Raw genomic sequence first — 21,045 nt, 5'->3', positions numbered from 1 at the left:
GCGCTCGTCGGACCGCGGGGTTTTTTGTTGCCGTAGCAATCACACGACCGGGCGGCTAGCCCCGGCGCAATTCGTTTGCGACCGTCTGCACGACCTCGCGCCATGCATCGGGCTGCGGCTGACGTACCAGTGTCGCGCTGGCGTACCACGGGCTGCGCCTGTCCTCGGCGCACCAGCGCCAATCGGGCGCGAACGGCAACATCAGCCAGAGCGGCTTGCGCAGCGCGCCGGCGAGGTGCGCGATCGACGTATCGATCGACACCACCGCGTCGAGGCGTTCGATGATCGCCGCCGTATCCGCGAAGTCGTCGATCCGCTTGTCGAACCGATGAATCGACCCGGCTCGCGGATGCGCGTCCAGCGCGGCGCATTCATCGGCACTGAGATTGGGCTGCAACACGATCCAGTCGATGCCTTCTATCGCGAAAAGCGGATCGAGCTCGGCGAGCGGCATGGAACGCGTTTCGTTCTGGTGGATGCGCCCCGACCACGCGAGTCCGATCTTGCGCTTTGCCTGGCCGCCCAGCGAGCCGCGCCATTTTCGCCGGTACGCGGGTGGCACTGTGAGATAGGGCGTTCGCTCGGGAATCGTGTCCAACGTCGTGCCGAGCGCGAGCGGCAAGCTCAGCAACGGACACTGAAGATCAGCGGCGGGGCGCGGCGCGCCTCGCGGGATGAGCGTCACACGCCACGCCTGCGCGGCCGGCTCGAGCAGCGGCAGCAACTGCGGCTGTACTTCGAGCACCACACGCGCCGCACGTTGCGCGGCCAGCGGGACGAAGCGCACGAACTGCAACGTATCGCCGAAACCCTGTTCGGCGTGGATCAGCAGCGTGCGTTGTGAGACCGGCTCACCGTGCCAGCGCGGCAAGGTTTCGATGGCCGGCTCGGCGACCGTTTGCAGGCGCCATTCGTATTCAGGCAACCCACGCGCGAAGTCGCCCAGCGCGAGCCACGCTAGCGCCCGGTTCATGTGCGCCGACGCGAGATCCGGCTGCACGCGCAACGCCTGATCGAATGCGCGTACGGCGGTGGCGTGCGCGCCCAGCGCCTGGTGTGCGGTGCCAAGGCTCAGCCACGCGAGCGCGAATTGCGGATCCAGTCCGACTGAGCGTTCGAGATACGGTATCGCTTGAGCGTGACGCCCGAGCGCAGCCAGCGCGTTGCCCATGCCGAAGATGGCGGGCGGCAGGTTTGGCTGCAATGCAAGCGCCGCCTCAAACGAGGCAACCGCTTCTGCGTGACGGCCGGTGGCGTCGAACGTATTCGCGAGGTTGAAATGCGCAGCGACGAAGCGCGGCTCGGCGGCGAGTGCAGCCTGGAAGCATGGGATCGCTTCGTTGGCGCGGCCGAGCGCATTGAGCGACATGCCCATGTTGTTGAGCGCCCCGGCGTGACCTGGGCGCAATTCCAGCGTGCGCCGGAACGAGGCGATGGCTTCCTCGTGACGACCGAGCGCGTGCAATGCGTTGCCCAGATTGTTATGCGACGAGGCGTCGTCCGGCTGCAGGCGCAACGAGCGGCGGAATGCGTCCGCGGCGTCTTCGTGACGACCTGCCGCCGTGTAGGCGTTGCCGAGGTTGTAGTGCGCCATGGGGAACGACGGCGCGAGCGTAAGAGCGTTGCGGAACTGGTCGATGGCTTCGTCGATCTGGCCGAGCGCCTTCAGCGCGTTGCCGAGGTTCAGTTGCAGCGCGGCGTCTTGCGGGCGCAGGTCTACCGCGCGCCGTACGAGTTCGGCGGCCTCGGCGTGCTGGCCCTGCTGGTGGCGCAGGACGCCCAGCAGGTGCAGCGCATCGACGTGCACCGGGTTGCCGTCGAGCGTCGCGCGGTAGCCGCGTTCGGCATCTTCGAGCCGGCCGTCACGATGCGCCGCGAAAGCGCGGTCAAATACAGGTTGCATGACGGGGATGGTAGTCGGGTGAGGCAAAGGCCGCATTTTCCCACACTCGCAGAGCCGCACCCCGGTTTGACCCGGCGTGCCTGTTTCGCTAACATGTGAACACCTGTTCATATATCTGCCGCCTATGATTTCCGCTACGGCTTCGCCGCCATTGCCGCCCTTGCCGGAAAGTTCCGAACCGCGCCTGGCGGACAGGATCGCGCCGCTCGCCGACCTGTTTCGCCTGCTGGGCGATCCGACGCGCTTGCGCATCGTGCTGGCTTGCGTCGACGAACGCCGGGCGGTGGGTGCCATTGCCGAAGAACTGAATTTGTCGCCGTCGCTCGTGAGCCATCATTTGCGGCTGTTGCGCGCGGCGCGAATCGTGCGGGCGCAGCGGCAGGGCAAGCAGGTGTTCTATCTCGCCGCCGACCGCCACATCAGCACGATGCTGGCCGGCATGCTTGAACACGTGGCTGAACCCGCCCGTGATGACGCATTGGATCTGCCATGAAGAAAATCGAAGAAAGGGAAGACGAACACGCCCCGGTGTGGCTCGACGCGACGGACAACAACGACGTCGCGGACACGCAGAGTCGCGTTGCCGGCACGCAGGTACATGAGGACAGTGATCGCGGGGTTGTAGCGGGGGAGCGTTCTGCTCGTGGGTTTGAACAGGACGGCCATGGCGACGGTCGCGATCACAGCCATGCCGCGGGCCACGGGCACGACCACAGCGGCAGCCACGACCAGACTCATGGCCACGACCAGAGCCATGACCACAGTCACGACCATGGCCATGACCACAGTCACAGTCACGGCGGTGGCCACAGCCACGGACACAGCCACGCCCACGCAGGCCACCACCATCACCATCACGCGCCCGTCGCAGGCCACGGCTTCGCGTTCGCGCTGGCTGTCGCTCTGAATGTCGCGATCGTCGTGATTCAGGCGCTATATGGCGTGCTCGCGCACTCGACAGCGCTGCTCGCCGACGCCGGTCACAACCTGTCCGACGTACTCGGCCTGCTGCTCGCCTGGGGCGCCGCCTGGCTTACGACGCGCCGTCCTTCCGCCCGCTACACGTTCGGCTACGGCAGCTCGTCGATTCTTGCGTCGCTGGCCAATGCGGCGCTCCTGTTGTTCGCCTGCGGCGTGATCGTCGCTGAGGCGATCGGCCGCCTGATGAATCCGGCGCCGGTCGCAGGGCTCGCCGTATTCGTCGTTGCGACCGTGGGCGTTGTCGTGAACGGGATTTCCGCGTGGCTCTTCATGCGTGGCCAGAAAGAAGACCTCAACATCCGCGGCGCCTTCCTGCATATGGCAGCAGATGCGGGTGTGTCCGCTGCGGTGGCCATAAGCGGTCTCGTGATTCTCTATACCAACTGGACGTGGCTCGACCCGTTGATGAGCCTGCTGGTGGTGGCGGTCGTCGTGTACGGGACCTGGGGCCTGTTGCGCGATTCGGTGAGGCTCGCGCTCAATGCGGTGCCGTCAGGCGTCGACCTGCAGAGCATCCGCGATTATCTGGCAGACCTGCCCGGCGTCGAGGGCGTGCACGATCTGCACGTGTGGGCGCTGTCGACCACCGGCAACGCGCTCAGCGTGCACCTCGTGATGCCGGCCGGGCATCCCGGCGACGAGCGGCTCGATGGCATCGTGCTCGCGTTGCGGGAACGCTTTTCGATGCAACACGCGACGCTGCAAGTCGACCTCGGCACGACCAGTCATCGTTGCGCGATGGAACATCCGGCAGAACAGCACTGACATCTGCCGACGCAGCAGCCCGCGGAAACACTGAAGCACTGACCCGCCACAGCACAACGCCGCAGTGCCGGTCTACGACAAGCCCGGCTCTGCGCGATACACCTCGCAATTGATGCACCGCGCCGTTCAGCCCGGGGGCTCGGGGCGTACACTAGAGCGCACTGTGCTCTGCGGAGTTTCGCATGGACGCTGCTGCTGATAATGCGTCGCCGGTCCTGATCGTCGGAGCGGGTCCGACCGGCCTCGCTGCTGCGATGAGCCTCGCACGCGCTCATATTCCCGTGCGTCTGATCGACCGCGCGATGCAGCCGAACCCTTATTCGCGGGCAATCGGCATTCAGGCGCGCACACTCGAACTGCTCGAGCAGCATCGGCTCGTCGAGCGGTTTCTCGAACTGGGCCATCGCGCCCGCGTCGCCAATCTGTTTTCGCACGGCATGCGCCTCGCGCAACTCGACTTCGATCCGCTGCATACGCGCTATCCGTATCTGCTGTTTCTCGATCAGTCGGTGACCGAGCGTCTGCTGACCGAGCATCTCGCGACGCTCGGCGTCACGGTCGAGCGGGGCGTCGAACTCACGATGTTCACACAGGGCTCGGCCGGCATTCAGGCGACGCTGCGGCGCGCCGACGGTCACACGCAAACCTTGCGTCCGTCCTACATGATCGCCGCGGACGGCGCGCACAGCATGATCCGCCATGGCCTCGGACTGAGCTTCGAGGGCAAGACGCTCGAGCAGACTTTCCTGCTTGCCGATCTGCACGCCGAGACGGACTGGCCCGAGGACGAATTCCACATCTTCGCTTCCGGCGAAGGTCTCGTCGCACTCTTTCCAATGGGCCACGGCCGGCATCGGCTGATCGCGGATCACGCAGTCGAGCGCGTCGCCGAAGCCGCGCCGCTGTCGCCGGTAGTGCTTGGCGAACCGCCGCTCAATCGTGCACCCGGACCGTCGCTCGACGAATGCAAGGCACTGCTCGCGAGGCGCGTGCATGAACGCGTCGATGTCTCGGAGCTGGCGTGGTCCTCGTATTTCCACCTGAACAGCCGGATGGTCGAGCGGCTGCGCGTGGGGCGCGTCTTCCTTGCCGGCGACGCCGCGCACGTGCATAGTCCGGCCGGCGCGCAGGGAATGAACACCGGCATGCAGGAAGCGTTCAATCTCGGCTGGAAGCTCGCGCGCGTTCTGAAGGGCGCGGCGCCCGATCGCCTGCTCGACACCTACCATCTCGAACGGCATCCCATTGAGCGCGACGTGCTGCGGCAAACCGGCTTCATCACGCAGATGGCCGAGGCGGATCATGGGCCGCTCAAGCTGCTGCGCGAGCGCGTGATGCCGGTTCTCGCCGCGCTCGGTCCGTTGCGCGACGCCGCGCGGCTCACGATCAGCGAATTGTCGGTCCAGTACCGCCGCAGTCCGCTCACGCTCGAACGCGTGCTCGACGGCGGCCCGCGCGCGGGCGAGCGCGCGCCGGATGCGGTGGTGCACGTGGTCGACGGTCCGCTCGGACGCGCGCCTGGCATCGGCTGCATTTTCGATCTGCACGACCCCGCGTTTTTTTCGCTGTTCGTGCTCGTGCCGCCATTGCCCGTCGACGAAAAGCCGCTCGATCCGGATGCAAAGCACGAGCCGCCGCGCGACGCCGAATTCGAGCGTCTCGTGGCCGACATGGAGAGATTGTTGCCAGGCGCAGTGCGCATCTGGCGCGTGACGGATACAACCGGCGACGGCGGTCCGTCGCTAGCCGAGTCGTATGGACGAACGCGGCCGTCGTTCTATCTGCTGCGGCCCGACGGCTACATCAGCGCGCGCGGGCGCACCGGCTCGGACCTGAACGGCCTCTTGCGGCATTGCGAAGCGTGGTTCACGGTTGGCGGACAGATACCCGAGCAGACAGCCGTGTAAAACCGCGGCCGGCGGCTGCCCCGGTGGAGCCGCCGCCTTTACGTGCAGACCGCGTAGAGCGCGCAATCTGCTACATGCCGCTTCAGGCGATCGAAGGTTCCGCAGGCGTCAGGCGTTCGCGGTGTTTGACGAGCGCTTCCCTGACGATCGCCGACATCGCGATGCCGCCTGCGTCTGGGTTATCGAGCGCCGCGAGCAACGCGCGCCGCATGCGCGGCTCCCAGAAGCGGCGGATGTGGTCGGCGACGCCCGTAACCGCCTCTTCCCGATCCGGCATCGAATCGAAAAAGTCGCCGATGCGGTTTGCCATGTCGATCAGATTCTGTGTGTCCATGGCTCGCCTCACTTACCCGCGGTCGCGTTGGCCATCTCGCGCTGCTTCAGCAGTTCGAGTTGCTCCGCGTTAAAGCGTGAATACTCTTTCTGCCATTGCGACGGCTGTTCGACCGGCATCACCTGCACCGCCGTGACCTTGTATTCCGGACAGTTGGTCGCCCAGTCCGAGCTGTCGGTCGTAATCACGTTCGCGCCCGATTCGGGGAAGTGGAACGTCGTATAGACGACGCCGGGCTGCATCCGCTCGGTGACCTTCGCACGCAGCACGGTCTGTCCCGCGCGCGATTCGATGCCGACCCAGTCGCCGGTCTTGATGCCGCGTTCTTCCGCGTCGTGCGGATGCAGTTCGAGGCGGTCCTCGTCGTGCCAGCGCGAGTTCTCCGTGCGGCGCGTTTGCGCACCCACGTTGTACTGCGACAGAATGCGCCCGGTGGTGAGGAGCAGAGGAAATTTGCGCGTGACTTTTTCCGGCGACGCGATGAACTTCGTAATCACGAACTTGCCCTTGCCGCGCACGAACGTATTGATGTGCATGGTCGGCGTGCCGTCGGGCGCCTCTTCGTTGCAAGGCCACTGGATACTGCCGAGTTCGTCGATTTTTTTGTACGACACGCCGTGGAAGGTCGGCGTGAGACGCGCGATTTCGTCCATGATCTCGGACGGATGCGCGTAGTCCATTTCATAGCCGAGTGCGCGCGAAAGCAGCAGCGTGACTTCCCAGTCGGCGTAGCCCGGCACCGGCGGCATGACCTTGCGCACGCGCGAGATGCGGCGCTCCGCATTCGTGAACGTGCCGTCTTTTTCGAGGAACGTCGAGCCGGGCAGCAGCACATGCGCATACTTCGCGGTCTCGTTCAGGAAAATGTCCTGTACGACGATGCATTCCATCGACGACAACGCAGCGGCCACGTGGTGCGTGTTCGGGTCCGACTGTACGATGTCTTCGCCCTGGCAATACAGGCCCATGAAGCTGCCGTCGAGTGCTGCTTCGAACATGTTCGGAATGCGCAGACCCGGTTCGGTTTGCAGCGTGACATTCCACGCGTCCTCGAACTGCGAGCGCACGATCGTATCGCTGATGTGTCGATAGCCCGGCAGCTCGTGCGGGAACGAGCCCATGTCGCACGAACCCTGCACGTTGTTCTGGCCGCGCAGCGGATTGACGCCGACGCCTTCGCGGCCGATGTTGCCGGTGGCCATCGCGAGGTTCGCAATGCCCATCACCATGGTCGACCCCTGCGCGTGTTCAGTGACGCCGAGGCCGTAGTAGATCGCGGCATTGCCGCCGGTTGCATAGATGCGCGCGGCTTCGCGCACGTCTTTGGCCGGCACGCCGGTCACGGCTTCCGTTGCTTCAGGTGCATTCTCCGGAAGCGCGACAAAATCGCGCCATTGCTCGAACGCGCGTCCCTCGCAGCGCTCGGAGATAAATGCTTCGTTCAGTAGCCCTTCGGTCACGATGACGTGAGCGAGCGCGTTGACGATGGCGACATTCGTGCCCGGACGCAATTGCAGATGATGCGACGCCTTGACGTGCGGTGTATCGACGATATCGATGCGGCGCGGATCGACCACGATCAGTTTCGCGCCTTCGCGCACGCGGCGCTTCAGACGCGAGCCGAACACCGGATGGCCGTCGGTCGGATTCGCGCCGATCACCATGATCACGTCGGCCTTATCGACCGAGGCGAACGTCTGCGTGCCCGCGGATTCGCCGAGCGTCGTCTTCAGGCCATAGCCGGTCGGCGAATGGCAGACGCGTGCGCAGGTGTCCACGTTGTTGTTGCCGAACGCGGCCCGCACGAGCTTCTGCACCAGGTACGTTTCTTCGTTCGTACAACGCGACGATGTAATGCCGCCGATCGAATCGCGTCCATGCTTAGCCTGGATGCGGCGGAATTCGGAAGCTGCGTAATTGATCGCCTCTTCCCAGCTGACTTCGCGCCACGGATCGGTGATTTTCGCGCGGATCATCGGCTTGGTGATGCGGTCCTTGTGCGTCGCATAGCCCCATGCAAAGCGGCCCTTCACGCACGCGTGACCTTCATTCGCCTGACCGTTCTTGAACGGCACCATGCGCACGACCTGGTTGCCCTTCATTTCGGCCTTGAACGAGCAGCCGACGCCGCAATACGCGCAGGTGGTGACGACCGAATGTTCGGCCTGGCCGAGCATGACCACGGTCTTTTCCTGAAGCGTGGCGGTCGGGCACGCGGAGACGCACGCGCCGCACGACACGCATTCCGATTCCATGAACGGCTGGTTTTCGCTCGCCGCCACGCGCGATTCGAAACCGCGCCCCGCGATGGTCAGCGCGAACGTACCTTGGGTTTCTTCACATGCACGCACGCAGCGATTGCAGACGATGCATTTCGCCGGATCGTACGTGAAGTACGGATTCGATTCGTCCTTCTTGTCCTGCAGGTGATTCGCGCCGTCAATACCGTAACGCACTTCGCGCAGTCCGGTAACGCCTGCCATGTCCTGCAATTCGCAGTCGCCGTTCGCGGGGCAGGTCAGGCAATCGAGCGGGTGATCGGAGATATACAGTTCCATCACATTGCGGCGCAGCGATTGCAAACGATCGCTCTGCGTGCGCACCTTCATGCCGGCTTCGACCGGCGTCGTGCACGAGGCCGGATAGCCGCGCTTGCCTTCAATCTCGACAAGACACAGGCGGCACGAGCCGAACGGTTCCAGCGAATCGGTCGCGCAGAGCTTCGGCACATTCACGCCGGCTTCGATAGCGGCGCGCATGACCGACGTGCCGGCCGGCACCGTTACCGCCTGGCCGTCGATTTCTAACGTCACGTCGATGTCGGCGTGACGCTCGGGCGTGCCGTAGTCGGTGTCGTCGAAGTAGGAGCGCGGGGTACGCGATTGTGCTTGCGCTTGCGATTTGCACGCGCAGTTGCCGGAGCCGCAGCCGCCGGCAGGAGTGTTGAGCATGTCTGACATGGTTGGGCTCCTCGTTCAGGCCGCGGCTTTCGGTGCGTCGGCGCGAGCGTCGGCGAGACCGAAGTCTTCAGGAAAATGGTCGAGTGCGGACAGCACGGGGTAAGGTGTCATGCCGCCCATCGCGCACAGTGAGCCGGACACCATCGTGTCGCAAAGATCGCGCAGCAACTGCACTTGCCGCGTGGACGTGTCGCCGTTACGGATTCGTGCGATCACTTCGACGCCGCGTGTGGAACCGATGCGGCACGGCGTGCACTTGCCGCAGGATTCGAGCGCGCAGAAGTGCATCGCGTATTGCGCGAGTTCGGCCAGATTCGACGTGTCGTCGTGCACGACGAGCCCGCCGTGGCCGACCACGGCGCCGACCGCCGCATACGCTTCGTAATCCATCGGAATGTCCCACTGGCTTTCCGGCAGATAGGTGCCGAGCGGGCCGCCAACTTGCACGGCGCGCGCGGGCCGGCCGCTTGCCGTGCCGCCGCCGTAGTCGTGGATCAGTTCGCGCAGTGTCACGCCGAATGCAAGTTCCACGAGTCCGCCTTGCTTGACGTTGCCTGCCAGCTGGAACGGCAGCGTGCCGCGCGAACGGCCCATGCCGAAGTCTTTGTAGAACGCCGCTCCGCGCGCGAAGATGATCGGCACCGTGGCGAGCGTGATGACGTTGTTGATCACCGTCGGCTGGCCGTACAGACCGACCAGCGCGGGCACCGGCGGCTTCGCGCGGACGATGCCGCGCTTGCCTTCGAGCGATTCGAGCAGCGCGGTTTCTTCGCCGCAGACGTACGAGCCGGCGCCCTTCGCGACGAACAATTCGAACCGATGCGCGGAGCCGAGCACGCTATCGCCGAGCCACCCGGCGGCGCGCGCTTTTGCGATTGCGGCTTCCAGCGTCGCGATCGAATGCGGATATTCGCTGCGCACGTAGATATAGCCGGCCGTTGCGCCGGTCACGACGCCCGCGATGATCATGCCTTCTATCAGCACATATGGGTCGCTCTCCATCACGAGGCGGTCGGAGAAGGTGCCGGAGTCGCCTTCGTCCGCATTACAGACGATGTACTTCTGCGCGGCTTTCGCCGCGCGCACCGTGCGCCATTTGATGCCGGCGGGGAACGCGGCGCCGCCGCGTCCGCGCAAGCCCGATTCGATCAGCGCTTCGCATGCGGCGTCGCCGTCGGTTTGCAACGCCTGGCGCAAGCCTTCGAGACCGCCGTGCGCAACATAGTCGTCGGTGGAAAGCGGGTCGGTGATGCCGATGCGCGCGAACGTCAGACGCTGTTGCTTCTTCAGATACGGAATCTCGTCCACCACGCCGACGCGGCGAGCGTGCTCGCCACCGTCGACGAAGCCCGCGTCGAAGAGCGCGCCTACGTCACTTTCCTCGACGTTCGCATAACCGACGCGGCCTTCGGCCGTTTGCACTTCGACGAGCGGTTCGAGCCACAGCAAGCCACGCGAGCCGTTGCGGATCAGGTCTATCGCGATGCCGCGGCGTGCGGCCTCGGCTTTGATCGCGTCGGCCAGCGCATCGGCGCCGAGTGCGAGCGCCGACGAATCGCGGGGAACATAGATGCGCGTCATGCCGTCACCTCCACGCATTTGCTGGCGGCCGCGAAAATGGCGTCGAACTTCTGCGGCGTAACCTTGGCATGGAGCGTGCCGTTGACCATCATCGCAGGCGACAGCGCGCATTGGCCAAGGCAGTACACCGACTCGAGTTCGACCGCGTCGCCGGTTTCATGCCCCGCATCGAAGCGGCAGCCCGTATGCGCCTCGATGTGCTGCGCGAGCGCCTCGGTGCCCATGCTGCGGCAGGCTTCCGCGCGGCACAGTTGCACCGTGACGGGCGCGGCCGGACTCGTGCGGAAATGGTGGTAGTAGGTAATGACGCCGTGCACTTCCGCGCGCGACAGGTTCATCACGCGAGCGAGCGATGGCACCGTGGCGGGCGGCACGTAACCGAGTTCGTCCTGAATCGCGTGCAGCACCGCTAGCAGCGACTTGCCAGGCAGCGCATGACGCTCTACGAGCTGTTCCGGCGCGAAGGCGATGAGATCGTCCAAGTGGGGGCTCCTCCAAAGTCATATATGCACTTGTTATTCATAATGTGTGCACTTATGCTTCGTTTATTCGATATGGGATAGCCGAACGATAGGCGGGCGAAACGGCCTATGCAATAGGAGAAACCTGTACATATATGATCAGAATCGAGTGCCACGCGCAACTGGTGTTGAAGGGTCCGGACGGTCGGGAGGCAAGCCTGTCGGACGTCGTGCCGTTGCTCGCTCTCGTGAACGAGTCGGGCAGCATTGCGCAGGCGGCGGCGCTTAAGGGTTTGTCCTACCGTCACGCGTGGGGTTTGTTGCGCGGAATCGAGGAGCGTCTGGGCGGTCCGCTGATCGCGAAGGAGCGCGGCCGAGGTTCGGTGCTTTCGGAACTCGGTCACGCGGTGCTGCGTGCCCAGCGTTTATGCGGCGAGCGGCTCGACGGCAATATGCAGGCGCTGGCGAGCGAGGTGGCAAGCGATCTGAATCGGTGGCTCGCGCCGCCCGTCGATCACGTGCGCATTCACGCATCGCATGGCTATGCCGTGGCGGCGCTCGTGACCGCGCTGGTCGCGAACGAGCTGCCCGTCGAAATCAAATACCGCGACGGCGCCGACGCCGTGAGTGCGCTCGCGCGCGGCGAGTGTGAACTGGCCGGCTTCCACTTGCCGCTCGGCGAGTTTCGCGAGGCTTGCGCCGATACGTACCGGCGCTGGCTCGATCCGCAACGCCATGTGCTCGTGCATCTGACGCGGCGCAAGCAGGGGCTTTTTCTCGGCAAGGGTAATCCGAAGACCATCGGCGGCCTGAGCGACCTCGCGCGCGACGACATCCGCTTCGTCAATCGTCAACATGGCTCCGGCACGCGCATGCTGCTGGATCTGGCGCTGACGAAGCTCGGCATCGACCCGGATCGGGTGAATGGTTATGCGTCGGCGGAGCTTACGCATTCGGCGATCGCCGCATTCGTTGCGAGCGGCATGGCCGACGTGGGCTTTGGCGTGGAACCGGCGGCGCATCATTTTGGGCTCGACTTCATTCCTGCCGTCGACGAAGACTATTACTTCGCATGCGACCGCGCGCGGCTCGAGCGCGAGCCGCTGTCCACGGTGATCGAACTGTTGCGCGGCAGCGCGTTTCATGAAAGCGTCGATCAGCTGCAAGGCTACGATCCGCGCGAGTGCGGCAAAGTCGTGGACCTCGAAGCAGGATTGAGCGGAGCAGGCGCGTAAGCGGTTGTAAACATCGTGGCGCGTTCGACGCTGCGTATGGCTTTCGTTTGGGATACTCTCTAAGCTTCCGCTTTTGCCCAACCGCGCGCCAGGCCGCGCTACGAATCGATATGAAAGCTCTTGTACATGCATGCGCCGCCGCAGCGTCGGCCGGTTTGCTCCTCGTGACCATTCCGGTCGCTTTCGCGCAGAATTCGCCGGGCGTGCCGGGCGGCATTCTGCAGGAGCAGTTCCGGCTTGCTGAACATCCGCAAATGCCGTTCGCGGCTTCCGCGCCGTCGGACAAATATCAGTCGGACAAGAAGTCGGCCATGCGCAAGCGCGGCGACCTGGGCGACCCGAATGGCTGCAACCTGCGCTGTCCCAAAGACGAGTAGGCTGCTGTTCAGTGCATTTTTGCTAGTTGAAACGCCGGCGCTTTGCCGGCGTTTTTCGTTGGTTGTGCGTCTGGGTGCCGGTTACGGCTTTGCCGTGTGCCAGACGTCCTTGAAGCCGTCTCCTTTTGCGTCCCCCGCCTGCTTGTCCGCCGAGTAGCGATAAAGCGGATGACCTTTGTACGCCCATTGCTGCTTGCCGTCGGCCGACGGAATCAGTGTCCAGTCCCCGGACGGTTTGTCGGAGGGGCTCGCCACGGCAGCCGGCCAATAGCTCATGCAGCCGCCTGTGCAGGCGCTGACGCCCGGCGTGGTGTCCTTGTCGAAGGTGTAGAGCGTCATGCCGTCGGCGGTAACGAAGCGGCCGTCGACAACCTTCGGGGGTTCGGCAAAAGCGGCCTGTTGCAGTGCCAGCAAGGCGAGGCAGAAGAGGGTTTTGCGCATGATGTCGGCTCCTGTTGTTTGTGATCGTGTGAGTTGTTAGCGCGCAGGGCGGCTCGCGTCCGCGCGTGAGGTATCAACGAACGAGCCGGGAGGTTTATTCCACGTTTGCCGGATGTGTTCGCTATTCACTTGCGGCCCGATGTTCATTCGCGCCGTCATTTCGTTCCCGGTGCGTTTGCGCTCGCACTGTCACAGTAGGCGACGGATTCGGGTTTAGCAACGCGTCGCGATGTTGCAAGGCGCGATTTATCGCGGCTTTGTTGAATTAGGTTAATTCCTATTTTGACGTAGGAATGTTTCGCATTGTATGTAGGGGCAGCGAATTAGCCGGGTGTATGTTTTTCATGAACACGCGGTCATTAACAAAAATGATTGATGGTATTTTTAGCGTGCGCCCATACCACGCCTGGAAATAGAACCGACTGGTCGATCCGATGGTCAGAGCCGTCATAGCCGGGGCAGGCTCGCCATGTACGCCGCCGGGCAACGTAATCCGGAATATTCATGGATTAAACAAAGAAAATTCTGATGAATAAAGATAAATGAAAAATTCCGTCAAGATGCCGTTTTTTAAAAAAACCGAGTGCTAGAATCTGCGCCGCTCGATGAGCAAGAAATTACTCTCGAGCTAATCATTTATTCAGTTAACTTAGGTAAACAAAAATGCAAAAAATCAACCGTAATGAACTGGCCAAATCAGCTGTTGCCGGCGGCTGCTGCAAGAGCAGCACCGCAAAGACGACGCAGACGACGCTGAAGAGCGCTGCTCCGGTCAAGTCGCGCGCCTAACGCTCGACCGTGCCGGGCCCGCGCCCGCTGGCGCGGTCCCGGCATATGAACGAACGCCAACATGAAGCCGTGGGTCGTCGGGTGGAACTTGCTGACTTTCCTGCGCAACCGGATCGCGAGTGCGAGGCGCAGCGTACAGGTCGCGTTGATTGCGCGCATGCCGCGATCGGCAATCGAGCCGCTGTCCGCCGTTTTATGGCGGGTCCATCGGCTCGTCGATGCGCGTGCCCGGTGGGAAGGCCTGTGCCGTTACGAGATTGGCCGCGACGTACTTGAATTGCCACTGCGCAACCCGGGCCGCGTTGCCGCCGGCCGCTTCCGGGAGCGCCTGATCGACCAGCGGATTTACTTTGGCCGGTTGTCGCGGGGCAGCGAAGCATGGTCCGACCTGCAGCAGATCGCGAGTTCACTCGCCACACGAATCAGGCAACTGCAGGCAAATGAACCCGGTCGCCCGGTCATCGTGTCGCCGTTTCACTATGTGTCGCAATACGCGAACATTTATGTCATCGACGAATTGCGGGCGTTGCTCGGACTCGAATCGATCGCCGTGGTCTCCGGCGTGCCACGAGATATGTATGGCGATGATCACTCGCTCATACCAGGCGTGAACGTGCTGTACACCTACGGGCAAGACGATCGCAATGGCCTCGGCCTGCGTGTCGCGCGCGCGTTGAAGCGCAGTGGCGTCGCGGTGTTATTTGCCGACGTGCCTCCGTTCGCACTGCACCGTTATCCCATGGAGACGGTGAGCGTCTCCATGTTTGGGCGCAACGCGCGAATTCATAACGGTGTGTTCCGGCTGGGCGCGCAGTTCGACGCGATATTGCTGCCGTTCTATTTGCGCTTTGAGCGCGGGCGTTTCGGCGCCGAAATATTCGAGCCGTTGCCGCTTGCCGCGACAGGTGCCGTTCAGCAGGTTGCGAGGTATATCGAAGCCGCGGCCGCGAGCAACTATTCGGATTGGCTGGTTGCCGGCCATCCCTCGATGTACTCGTTCGCGCCCGTTCGCTAAAGCTTTCCCGCCCAGCGCAAGAGCCGCGGTATCGCATTCGTCCCAAAAGCGCGCAGGCATAGAAATGCGCACAGACCAGCACCGGCTGGCATCCGGCAGCAACGAGGCTATGGAACCCATCTATCTCCCACAATTCAGGGACGTCTCGTGGCGTTGGCTCGCTTATGCGGCGTCCACGCTCATCGTTGTCGCGGTCGTTTTCGCGTTCGTTCACGACGTCGAGCTGAAACAGGACGTGCGCGCGGAAATCGTGTCGCCGTCGGAAATCAAGATCCAGGGGCTGAGCGGACTGGTATCGGACATCTATGTCAGCACCTCGGCGCGCGTCGGGCAGGGCGCACCGCTCTTCAGGCTGGAGCGCGATCTTTCGCTGGCGAGCGACGGCCGGCAGCGCCCGGCTTTTGACGCGCATGACCGCGACGAGCAGATTCGTACGAGCGAAGCGCAATACACGCAGCGCAAAGCCGACCTCAGCGCGCAACTGAATGCCGCACGTCTTGCCGCGCAAAGCCGTCGGGCGGAGATCCTCGCGCTCGATGAGCAATTGAGCCAGAACGAGCAATTAGCCAACGAAGCGCAACGTACGGTCGCACGGCTCGAATCGGTGGCGGACTACGTCACCGCAGACCGCGTCGAACAGGCGAGGGCGGTGACGCATCAGGCGAAGGTGTCGGTTGCGCAAAGCGCCGCGCGCCGTCAGCAATTGAACGCCGAACTCGGCGCGGCACTCGGAACCCAAACCGGGCTTGGTGCGCAGTTGACTGAACTCGAAGCGCGCCATGCGCGCGAACTGCAGGACATTCGTGCGCGGTTCGAGCAGATTCGCCAGGACGCGACCATTTCCGCGCCGAAGGCAGGCGTCGTTACGTTTTCTGGGCTGGTTCCCGGCCGCACGCTGTCCACGGACGACGTGGCACTCGTGATATCGACCGGCGAGAAGGGGCCGCTGCGCGCTGCATTGTGTATTCCTTCGCGACGGCGTGGCTTTATCCGCGAAGGGCAAGTCGTGCGGCTCAAGTTCGACGCGTTTCCCTATGCAAAATTCGGCAGCTACGCGGCGCGCATTGATTCGATCTCCCGCACCACGGTGCGATCAGGAATGTCACCGGCGGGCGCTTCGGAGCCGCGCGGTGCGCAAGGCGATTACATGGCATGGGCCACGTTGAGCGACGACAAGTTCAAGTTCGAACAGCAACGCTTTGACATTCTGCCCGGCATGGCCGCGACGGCGAGCATCGTGATCGAACGGCGCACCATCGCCGAATGGGTGCTCGCGCCATTTTTCCGCATGCTGCGAGCTTGACGATGCGCGCGATCTATCAAAACGAAGTTGCCGAGTGCGGCTACGCGTGTCTGGCCATGGTCCTGTCGCACTTCGGTCGAGCCATTGAAGTGCGTGAGTTGCAGGCTTTCAGGCCGATCTCAGCCAACGGCCTCTCGCTGATGGACCTGTACGACGTGGCAGTCGAATTCGGTCTCGCCGTGCAGGCATACCGCTTTGACGCAGGCGATCTGCCGAGCATCAAGCGCGGTTCGATTCTGCATTTCGGCGGCGCGCATTTCGTCGTTTTCGAGAATTGCGGGCGCGGCTATGTGCAAGTGATCGATCCGGCGAGCGGGCGGCGGCGCATCTCCATGGACACCTTTGTCGCGAATGTGTCCGGCTACCTGCTCGAATGTGCGCCGACGCCAGCCATGCCGCGTGTGCGCAACAAGTCGCGTGTGCCAGGCGCGCTGGCTCGCGTGCGGGCGCTCAATCCGCAACTCACCGCGCAGATCGCCAAGGTGATGTTCGTTGCGCTCGGCAGCCAGTTCGCGATTCTCGCCATGCCGTACCTCGGCAATCTGTTGCTCGACGACGTCGTCGCCGCTGACAACCTGAATCTGCTCAATGTATTGATACTGACGTTCGGCGGCATTTTTATCGTCGGTGCGTTGAGCCAGTACGTTCAGACCTACCTCGTCGAGCTTCTGCACGGTTTAGTGCAGATGAACATGACCGAGGGAATCGTGGCGCAGCTGTTGCGCAACCCCATACCGTACTTCGAGAAGCGTCACGTCGGCGACCTGTTCGCACGCGTGAAGGCGCAAGACGAAGTTAGCGCCTTCACCACGCGCACTACGATCTCGTCAGGTATCGACGTCGCGGTCGGCATGCTCGCGCTCGCATTGATGCTGGTGCAAAGCAGGCAACTCACGCTGATCGCCGTGCTGATTTTCATGGTCTACGTGGCGGTGTCCTTCGCGCTGTTTTCGCGCATGCGCGACACTCATGCATTGGTGCTGGAGGAGTCGGCGCGCTGCGACGACACGCTTATCGAAACGATACGCGGGGCTTCGTTGATCAAGCTGTCGCAGGGCGAGGCGCGGCGCACGGCGATCTTCATGGGGAAATATCGGGCGTATATGGCTGCGTTGGTGAAGAACAGCCGTCTCGCGAGCGCACGCGACGCGATCCTCAAACTTGTCGACTACGCGGACATGATCGCGGTGAGCTGGTTCGCCGCGCGTCTGATGTTGAGCGGCACGATTTCGGTGGGCGTCTTCTATTCGTTTCTGATCTACAAGTCGCTGCTGTCCGAGCGCTTTGCGCGAACCGTCAACGCAGCCTTTGAATATTTCATGCTGAGTGTTCCGGTTGCGCGCGTGGGCGATATCGTCGATGGCGAAGCGGAGCGGTACACCGAGCCAGGCGAGATGCATAAGGCCGTTGAGGTGCGAACGTTCGAGCGCATCGACGTGCGCGGCGTCACGTTCCGCTACGGCGTTTCGGATCAACCGGTGCTCAAGGACGCGAACATCGTGATCCGGCGGGGCGACAAGATTGTGATTACCGGCGCCTCGGGAACCGGCAAGTCGACGCTCTTCAAGTTGCTTGCCGCAGCCGAGCCGCTGCAGGAAGGCGAGATCACGCTAAACGGGATCGCGTGGCCGAATCTCAGCGTCGATGAAATCCGACGACATGCCGTTCATATGCGGCAGGGCGATCTGATCCTGCACGGCTCGATTGCCGACAACGTCTCACTTTTCGCGGGCAATGCGGACGAGGCGCGCATTCATGCATTGCTGGACGACGTCGGCTTGCTGTCCGATGTCATGCGCTTGCCGATGCGCACGCGCACGGTGATTAGCGACACGATCGCGAATATTTCAGCGGGCCAGCGGCAACGGCTGCTGCTTGCCCGAGCGTTGTATCAGCAACGGGAACTGCTGCTGCTCGATGAGCCGACTTCGAACCTCGATCCCGCATCCGTGCGGCACGTTGTCGACTTGTTGCTGCGTCTCGAACGCACGGTGGTCGTGATTACGCATGACATGTCGCTCGCTTCGGCGTTCGACACGCGCTATCGATTGGTCGACGGTGAACTGCTATGCGAGGCTCGCGAGGGAGTTCTGGCGCATGAATAAACGCACGATCGCGAGCGCACTGCTTATGTTCAGCAGCGTGGTTTACGCAGAGGCCGCAGAGGCTGTCGATCTGCTCACCGTGGTGGAGCAGAGCACCGATCACGACGCGGATCTGGCGGCGTTTCGCGCCGGTTCGAGAGCCGCGGGAGAGGCCTTGCCGAAAGCCCGCGCGGCGCTGCTGCCACAAGTGGCGGCGGGTTGGGGGCGGGCGTACAACAGCACGGTAACCGAGGGCGTTCCGAACACCCACTACTGGCAGAACGGGTGGACTGTCGCGCTCACGCAGCCTGTTTTCGACTGGAGCAGATGGACCACTTATAAGCAGGCGGATTTCGTTCAGGCGCGCGGCGCGGTCGATCTCGCGCGTGGGCAGCAAGCGGCCATTCTGCGCGCCGTGCAAACGTACTTCGACGAACTCGCAGCCGAAGACGAACTGACACGCGCCGACGACTACACAGCGGCGCTGGATGTGCACCTGGAAGAACTGCGGCGCCGGCGGCGTGCCGGCGAGGCCACGGTGATCGATGTGCAGGAAGCGGAGGCGGCTTGCGAACAGGCGCGATCGCAACAATTGGACGCCCGGGACGACTTGCAGTTGAAACGGCTCGCGTTGGAACACCTCACGGGGCAGCGGTTTGCCGGGCTGTCGCGCTTGTCGGACGCCGCTGTCATGCCAGGACTGTACCCGGAAGATATGGAAAGCTGGGCCTCGCAGGCCGAGGCGCACGACTACACGGTGCAACTGAAGCAGATCGACCGGCGCATTGCAGAACTCGAGGTCGAGAAGGCTCGCGCAGCTCGGTTACCGGTCGTGAATCTGACGGCGAGCCATACGCCAGCCGGCGCAGCGTCCGGCTACGTCCGCCCGACGACGACAACGACGGCGATGCTGTCGGTGAGCATCCCCATTTTCGAAGGCGGTGCAACGAGCGCGAACATCGACGAAAAACTGGCACTCGAAGACCAGGCACAGGACGAACTGGTTGCGGCGACACGGTTGGCGGGAGCGAGCGCACGCGAATACTGGTCGCGCTTTCTTGCCGGCGTCGCCCGCGTGGAAACGCTGTCGCGATTGGTGCAGAGTTCGCGCGCCGCGCTCAACGCGACGAAGGTCGGCTATCGCGTGGGCAGTCGCGGGAGCGCAGATGTACTGCGGGCATCCGACGCCTTTTTCGCGAATCGCCGTGATCTCATTCGGGCGCGGTATGCAACAGTCGTTGGGCTTCTTCAACTGAAGGCGGCAACGGCGAGCCTGAATCTCGACGAAGTGGCGCGCGTTAATGAACTGGTGCTGAACGTTGGAGACCGTCAGCCGGTGACTCGCGCGGATGTGCAACACGCGGTGGTGGATGCCAAAGTGGAGCGGGTGGCGGTTGAGGCAAAGATAGAGACGGCTGCAGCGGATACTGAGATGCCGCTGGCAGGTGGTTGGTACCCAGCCTCCGCAAAGCGTAGCCGGCACGGATCCGCAGCCGGCAGCGATTGACGCGGCCGTGCAACGCGCGCTGGGCTCTATTCGCCAGCAATGAACGTCGACATAATCTGCACCGCACAGTTTGCGGCGGGCGGGATCGCCATACCAAAGCGCTGGCGATCTAAAGACAAAAAACCCCGAGCGGCTAGCGCCGTCGGGGTATTCGTTGAGGCATTGCCATTTGCCTGAAAGGTGTCTGGTGGAGGCGGCGGGAATCGAACCCGCGTCCAGAAGCACTCTACGACCAGTTCTACATGTTTAGTTCTGTCATTTGATTTAACCATAGTGACGCGGACGAACACGCTGCACTACGGCGATTCACTACATTTTCGACCCGGACGTCGTGACTCCGTCAAGGCTTAACTGACGTATATGACCTCTGTCGGTATTGCTACCGGTCTTGCGACTCTAGCCCGTCAGTGAACTAGGCAGAGGACGGCGGCCCTTAGGCTGCCAGTGCGAACGTATCGTCGTTTGCAGTTACGTTTTTCCCATTGATTAACGAGGTGACGGGTCCTCGACATGCCCTAGCCGCTTCGCAACCCCTGTCGAAACCAGGTCGCCCCCGCGGTTCGTTGCTCGGAACTTTGAGCCAACGTATATTTTACAATAGTTTGACGGCCGTGTCTTGGCCCATTCCTCGTGGATGTGAGCTGCCCGTTCGGGCCCGTGCCGGGGCCGGTTGCTAACCGATGTCGCGAAGCAGCTTCTGCAGCTCGGCCGGCGACTGCACGACATGCTGGGCATGCCATTGCGTCGGCGGAATATCGTCGCCGCAGTAGCCGTAGGCCGCAGCCACCGTCTTCATGCCGGCAGCAAACCCAGCCTGCACATCGCGCAGATCGTCGCCGACGTAGACGATGCGCTCGGGCGTCACGTCGAGTTCGCGAGCCGCGTGCAGCAATGGCGCCGGGTGTGGTTTCGAGTGCGGAGTCGTATCGCCGCTGACCACGCAGCCCGCCCGCTCTTCCAGACCCAGTTGCGCGACCAGCGGTTCCGTGAGCCGCGCCACCTTGTTCGTGACGATGCCCCAGCGCACGCCCCGCGCGTCGAGTTCATCGAGCAGTTCGGGGATGCCCGGAAAGAGCGTGGTTTCGATGCAAAGGTCCGCTTCGTAGTTGGCGAGGAACTCCTCGCGCATCGATGCGAACTCGTGGTCGTCAGGCCCAATGCCGAACGCCCCGCCGAGCAGCCCTCGCGCGCCAGCCGACGCGAGCGGCCGTAGTCTTTCGAGCGGGACCATATCCAGCCCGCGATCATGGCGCATCTTGTTGACGGCGGCGGCAAGGTCTGGCGCCGTATCGGCCAGCGTGCCGTCGAGGTCGAACAGCACGGCTTGGCAAAGACCCAGTGCGTCTTCGTGGTCTTCGCGTTGGGGCAGGGGCGTAGGATCGCTCATCGATTGGATTGGGTC

General features: G+C 63.2%; 17 protein-coding genes and 1 other RNA gene. 10 read left to right on the top strand and 8 right to left on the bottom strand.

The features are described 5' to 3' along the window. Window positions 1-55: 55 nt before the first annotated feature. Window positions 56-1,903, bottom strand: a complete 1,848-nt coding sequence (locus SB753_RS13390) for a tetratricopeptide repeat protein (RefSeq protein ID WP_410800395.1) — start codon at window positions 1,901-1,903, stop codon at window positions 56-58. A 124-nt stretch (window positions 1,904-2,027) separates the two neighbouring features. Between SB753_RS13390 and SB753_RS13385 the strand changes: the two genes are divergently transcribed. From SB753_RS13385 to SB753_RS13375, 3 genes are all read left to right on the top strand, one after another. Further along, the gene (locus tag SB753_RS13385) at window positions 2,028-2,396 is read left to right on the top strand and encodes an ArsR/SmtB family transcription factor (protein ID WP_410800394.1); all 369 of its coding nucleotides are present in this window, start codon (window positions 2,028-2,030) and stop codon (window positions 2,394-2,396) included. Then, window positions 2,393-3,649: a cation diffusion facilitator family transporter gene (locus SB753_RS13380; protein ID WP_410800393.1), complete on the top strand. Its 1,257-nt coding sequence runs from the start codon at window positions 2,393-2,395 to the stop codon at window positions 3,647-3,649. The genes SB753_RS13385 and SB753_RS13380 overlap by 4 nt, the downstream gene beginning before the upstream one ends. A gap of 182 nt (window positions 3,650-3,831) precedes the next feature. Further along, window positions 3,832-5,556, top strand: a complete 1,725-nt coding sequence (locus SB753_RS13375; protein WP_088175304.1) for an FAD-dependent monooxygenase — start codon at window positions 3,832-3,834, stop codon at window positions 5,554-5,556. A gap of 82 nt (window positions 5,557-5,638) precedes the next feature. On the opposite strand, the gene SB753_RS13370 is transcribed toward SB753_RS13375, so the two are convergent. The 4 genes from SB753_RS13370 to SB753_RS13355 are packed head-to-tail and all read right to left on the bottom strand — an operon-like array spanning window position 5,639 to window position 10,913. Next, window positions 5,639-5,890, bottom strand: coding sequence for a formate dehydrogenase subunit delta (locus SB753_RS13370; protein WP_088175305.1), 252 nt, complete (start codon window positions 5,888-5,890; stop codon window positions 5,639-5,641). 8 nt (window positions 5,891-5,898) lie between these two features. Then, complete coding sequence (gene fdhF / locus SB753_RS13365; RefSeq protein ID WP_410800392.1) at window positions 5,899-8,850, bottom strand: formate dehydrogenase subunit alpha; 2,952 nt, start codon at window positions 8,848-8,850, stop codon at window positions 5,899-5,901. Window positions 8,851-8,865: 15 nt separating this feature from the next. Then, window positions 8,866-10,431 (bottom strand): formate dehydrogenase beta subunit, encoded by a 1,566-nt coding sequence (locus SB753_RS13360; RefSeq protein ID WP_204522285.1) that lies wholly within the window; start codon window positions 10,429-10,431, stop codon window positions 8,866-8,868. Continuing rightward, window positions 10,428-10,913 (bottom strand): NAD(P)H-dependent oxidoreductase subunit E, encoded by a 486-nt coding sequence (locus SB753_RS13355; protein ID WP_020068990.1) that lies wholly within the window; start codon window positions 10,911-10,913, stop codon window positions 10,428-10,430. Before SB753_RS13355 ends, SB753_RS13360 begins: the two co-directional genes overlap by 4 nt. A gap of 134 nt (window positions 10,914-11,047) precedes the next feature. On the opposite strand from SB753_RS13355, the gene SB753_RS13350 reads away from it, so the two are divergent. Both SB753_RS13350 and SB753_RS13345 read left to right on the top strand, forming a co-directional pair. Next, the gene (locus SB753_RS13350) at window positions 11,048-12,127 is read left to right on the top strand and encodes a substrate-binding domain-containing protein (protein ID WP_020068989.1); all 1,080 of its coding nucleotides are present in this window, start codon (window positions 11,048-11,050) and stop codon (window positions 12,125-12,127) included. A 110-nt stretch (window positions 12,128-12,237) separates the two neighbouring features. Beyond that, entirely contained in the window at window positions 12,238-12,504 is a 267-nt protein-coding gene (locus tag SB753_RS13345; RefSeq protein WP_020068988.1) for a hypothetical protein, read from the top strand. An 81-nt stretch (window positions 12,505-12,585) separates the two neighbouring features. Here the strand turns inward: SB753_RS13345 and SB753_RS13340 are convergent, their stop codons facing one another. Then, a complete protein-coding gene (locus SB753_RS13340; RefSeq protein ID WP_020068987.1) occupies window positions 12,586-12,945 on the bottom strand; it encodes a hypothetical protein in 360 nt (119 codons plus the stop codon). Between the two features lie 663 nt (window positions 12,946-13,608). Between SB753_RS13340 and SB753_RS13335 the strand changes: the two genes are divergently transcribed. The 5 genes from SB753_RS13335 to SB753_RS13315 all read left to right on the top strand — a co-directional run bounded on the left by SB753_RS13335 (window position 13,609) and on the right by SB753_RS13315 (window position 19,643). Then, window positions 13,609-13,734: a hypothetical protein gene (locus SB753_RS13335; RefSeq protein ID WP_020068986.1), complete on the top strand. Its 126-nt coding sequence runs from the start codon at window positions 13,609-13,611 to the stop codon at window positions 13,732-13,734. Between the two features lie 61 nt (window positions 13,735-13,795). Further along, window positions 13,796-14,749: a hypothetical protein gene (locus SB753_RS13330; protein ID WP_410800391.1), complete on the top strand. Its 954-nt coding sequence runs from the start codon at window positions 13,796-13,798 to the stop codon at window positions 14,747-14,749. Window positions 14,750-14,858: 109 nt separating this feature from the next. Beyond that, the gene (locus SB753_RS13325; RefSeq protein WP_410800390.1) at window positions 14,859-16,052 is read left to right on the top strand and encodes an HlyD family secretion protein; all 1,194 of its coding nucleotides are present in this window, start codon (window positions 14,859-14,861) and stop codon (window positions 16,050-16,052) included. 2 nt (window positions 16,053-16,054) lie between these two features. Continuing rightward, entirely contained in the window at window positions 16,055-18,157 is a 2,103-nt protein-coding gene (locus SB753_RS13320; protein WP_410800389.1) for a peptidase domain-containing ABC transporter, read from the top strand. After that, window positions 18,150-19,643, top strand: coding sequence for a TolC family outer membrane protein (locus SB753_RS13315; protein WP_410800388.1), 1,494 nt, complete (start codon window positions 18,150-18,152; stop codon window positions 19,641-19,643). The genes SB753_RS13320 and SB753_RS13315 overlap by 8 nt, the downstream gene beginning before the upstream one ends. Window positions 19,644-19,828: 185 nt before the next feature. On the opposite strand, the gene ssrA is transcribed toward SB753_RS13315, so the two are convergent. Next, window positions 19,829-20,198, bottom strand: a transfer-messenger RNA (tmRNA) gene (gene ssrA / locus SB753_RS13310). Between the two features lie 118 nt (window positions 20,199-20,316). Next, complete coding sequence (gene gph, locus SB753_RS13305) at window positions 20,317-21,030, bottom strand: phosphoglycolate phosphatase (RefSeq protein ID WP_020068981.1); 714 nt, start codon at window positions 21,028-21,030, stop codon at window positions 20,317-20,319. Window positions 21,031-21,045: the final 15 nt, after the last annotated feature.

Origin of the sequence: Paraburkholderia sp. SIMBA_053 (genome assembly GCF_046534895.1) — a bacterium.
In the GTDB taxonomy this organism is placed as follows: Bacteria; Pseudomonadota; Gammaproteobacteria; order Burkholderiales; family Burkholderiaceae; genus Paraburkholderia; species Paraburkholderia caledonica.
Note: the sequence above shows the minus strand (reverse complement) of the source record. Positions and strands in the feature narration are given on the sequence as shown.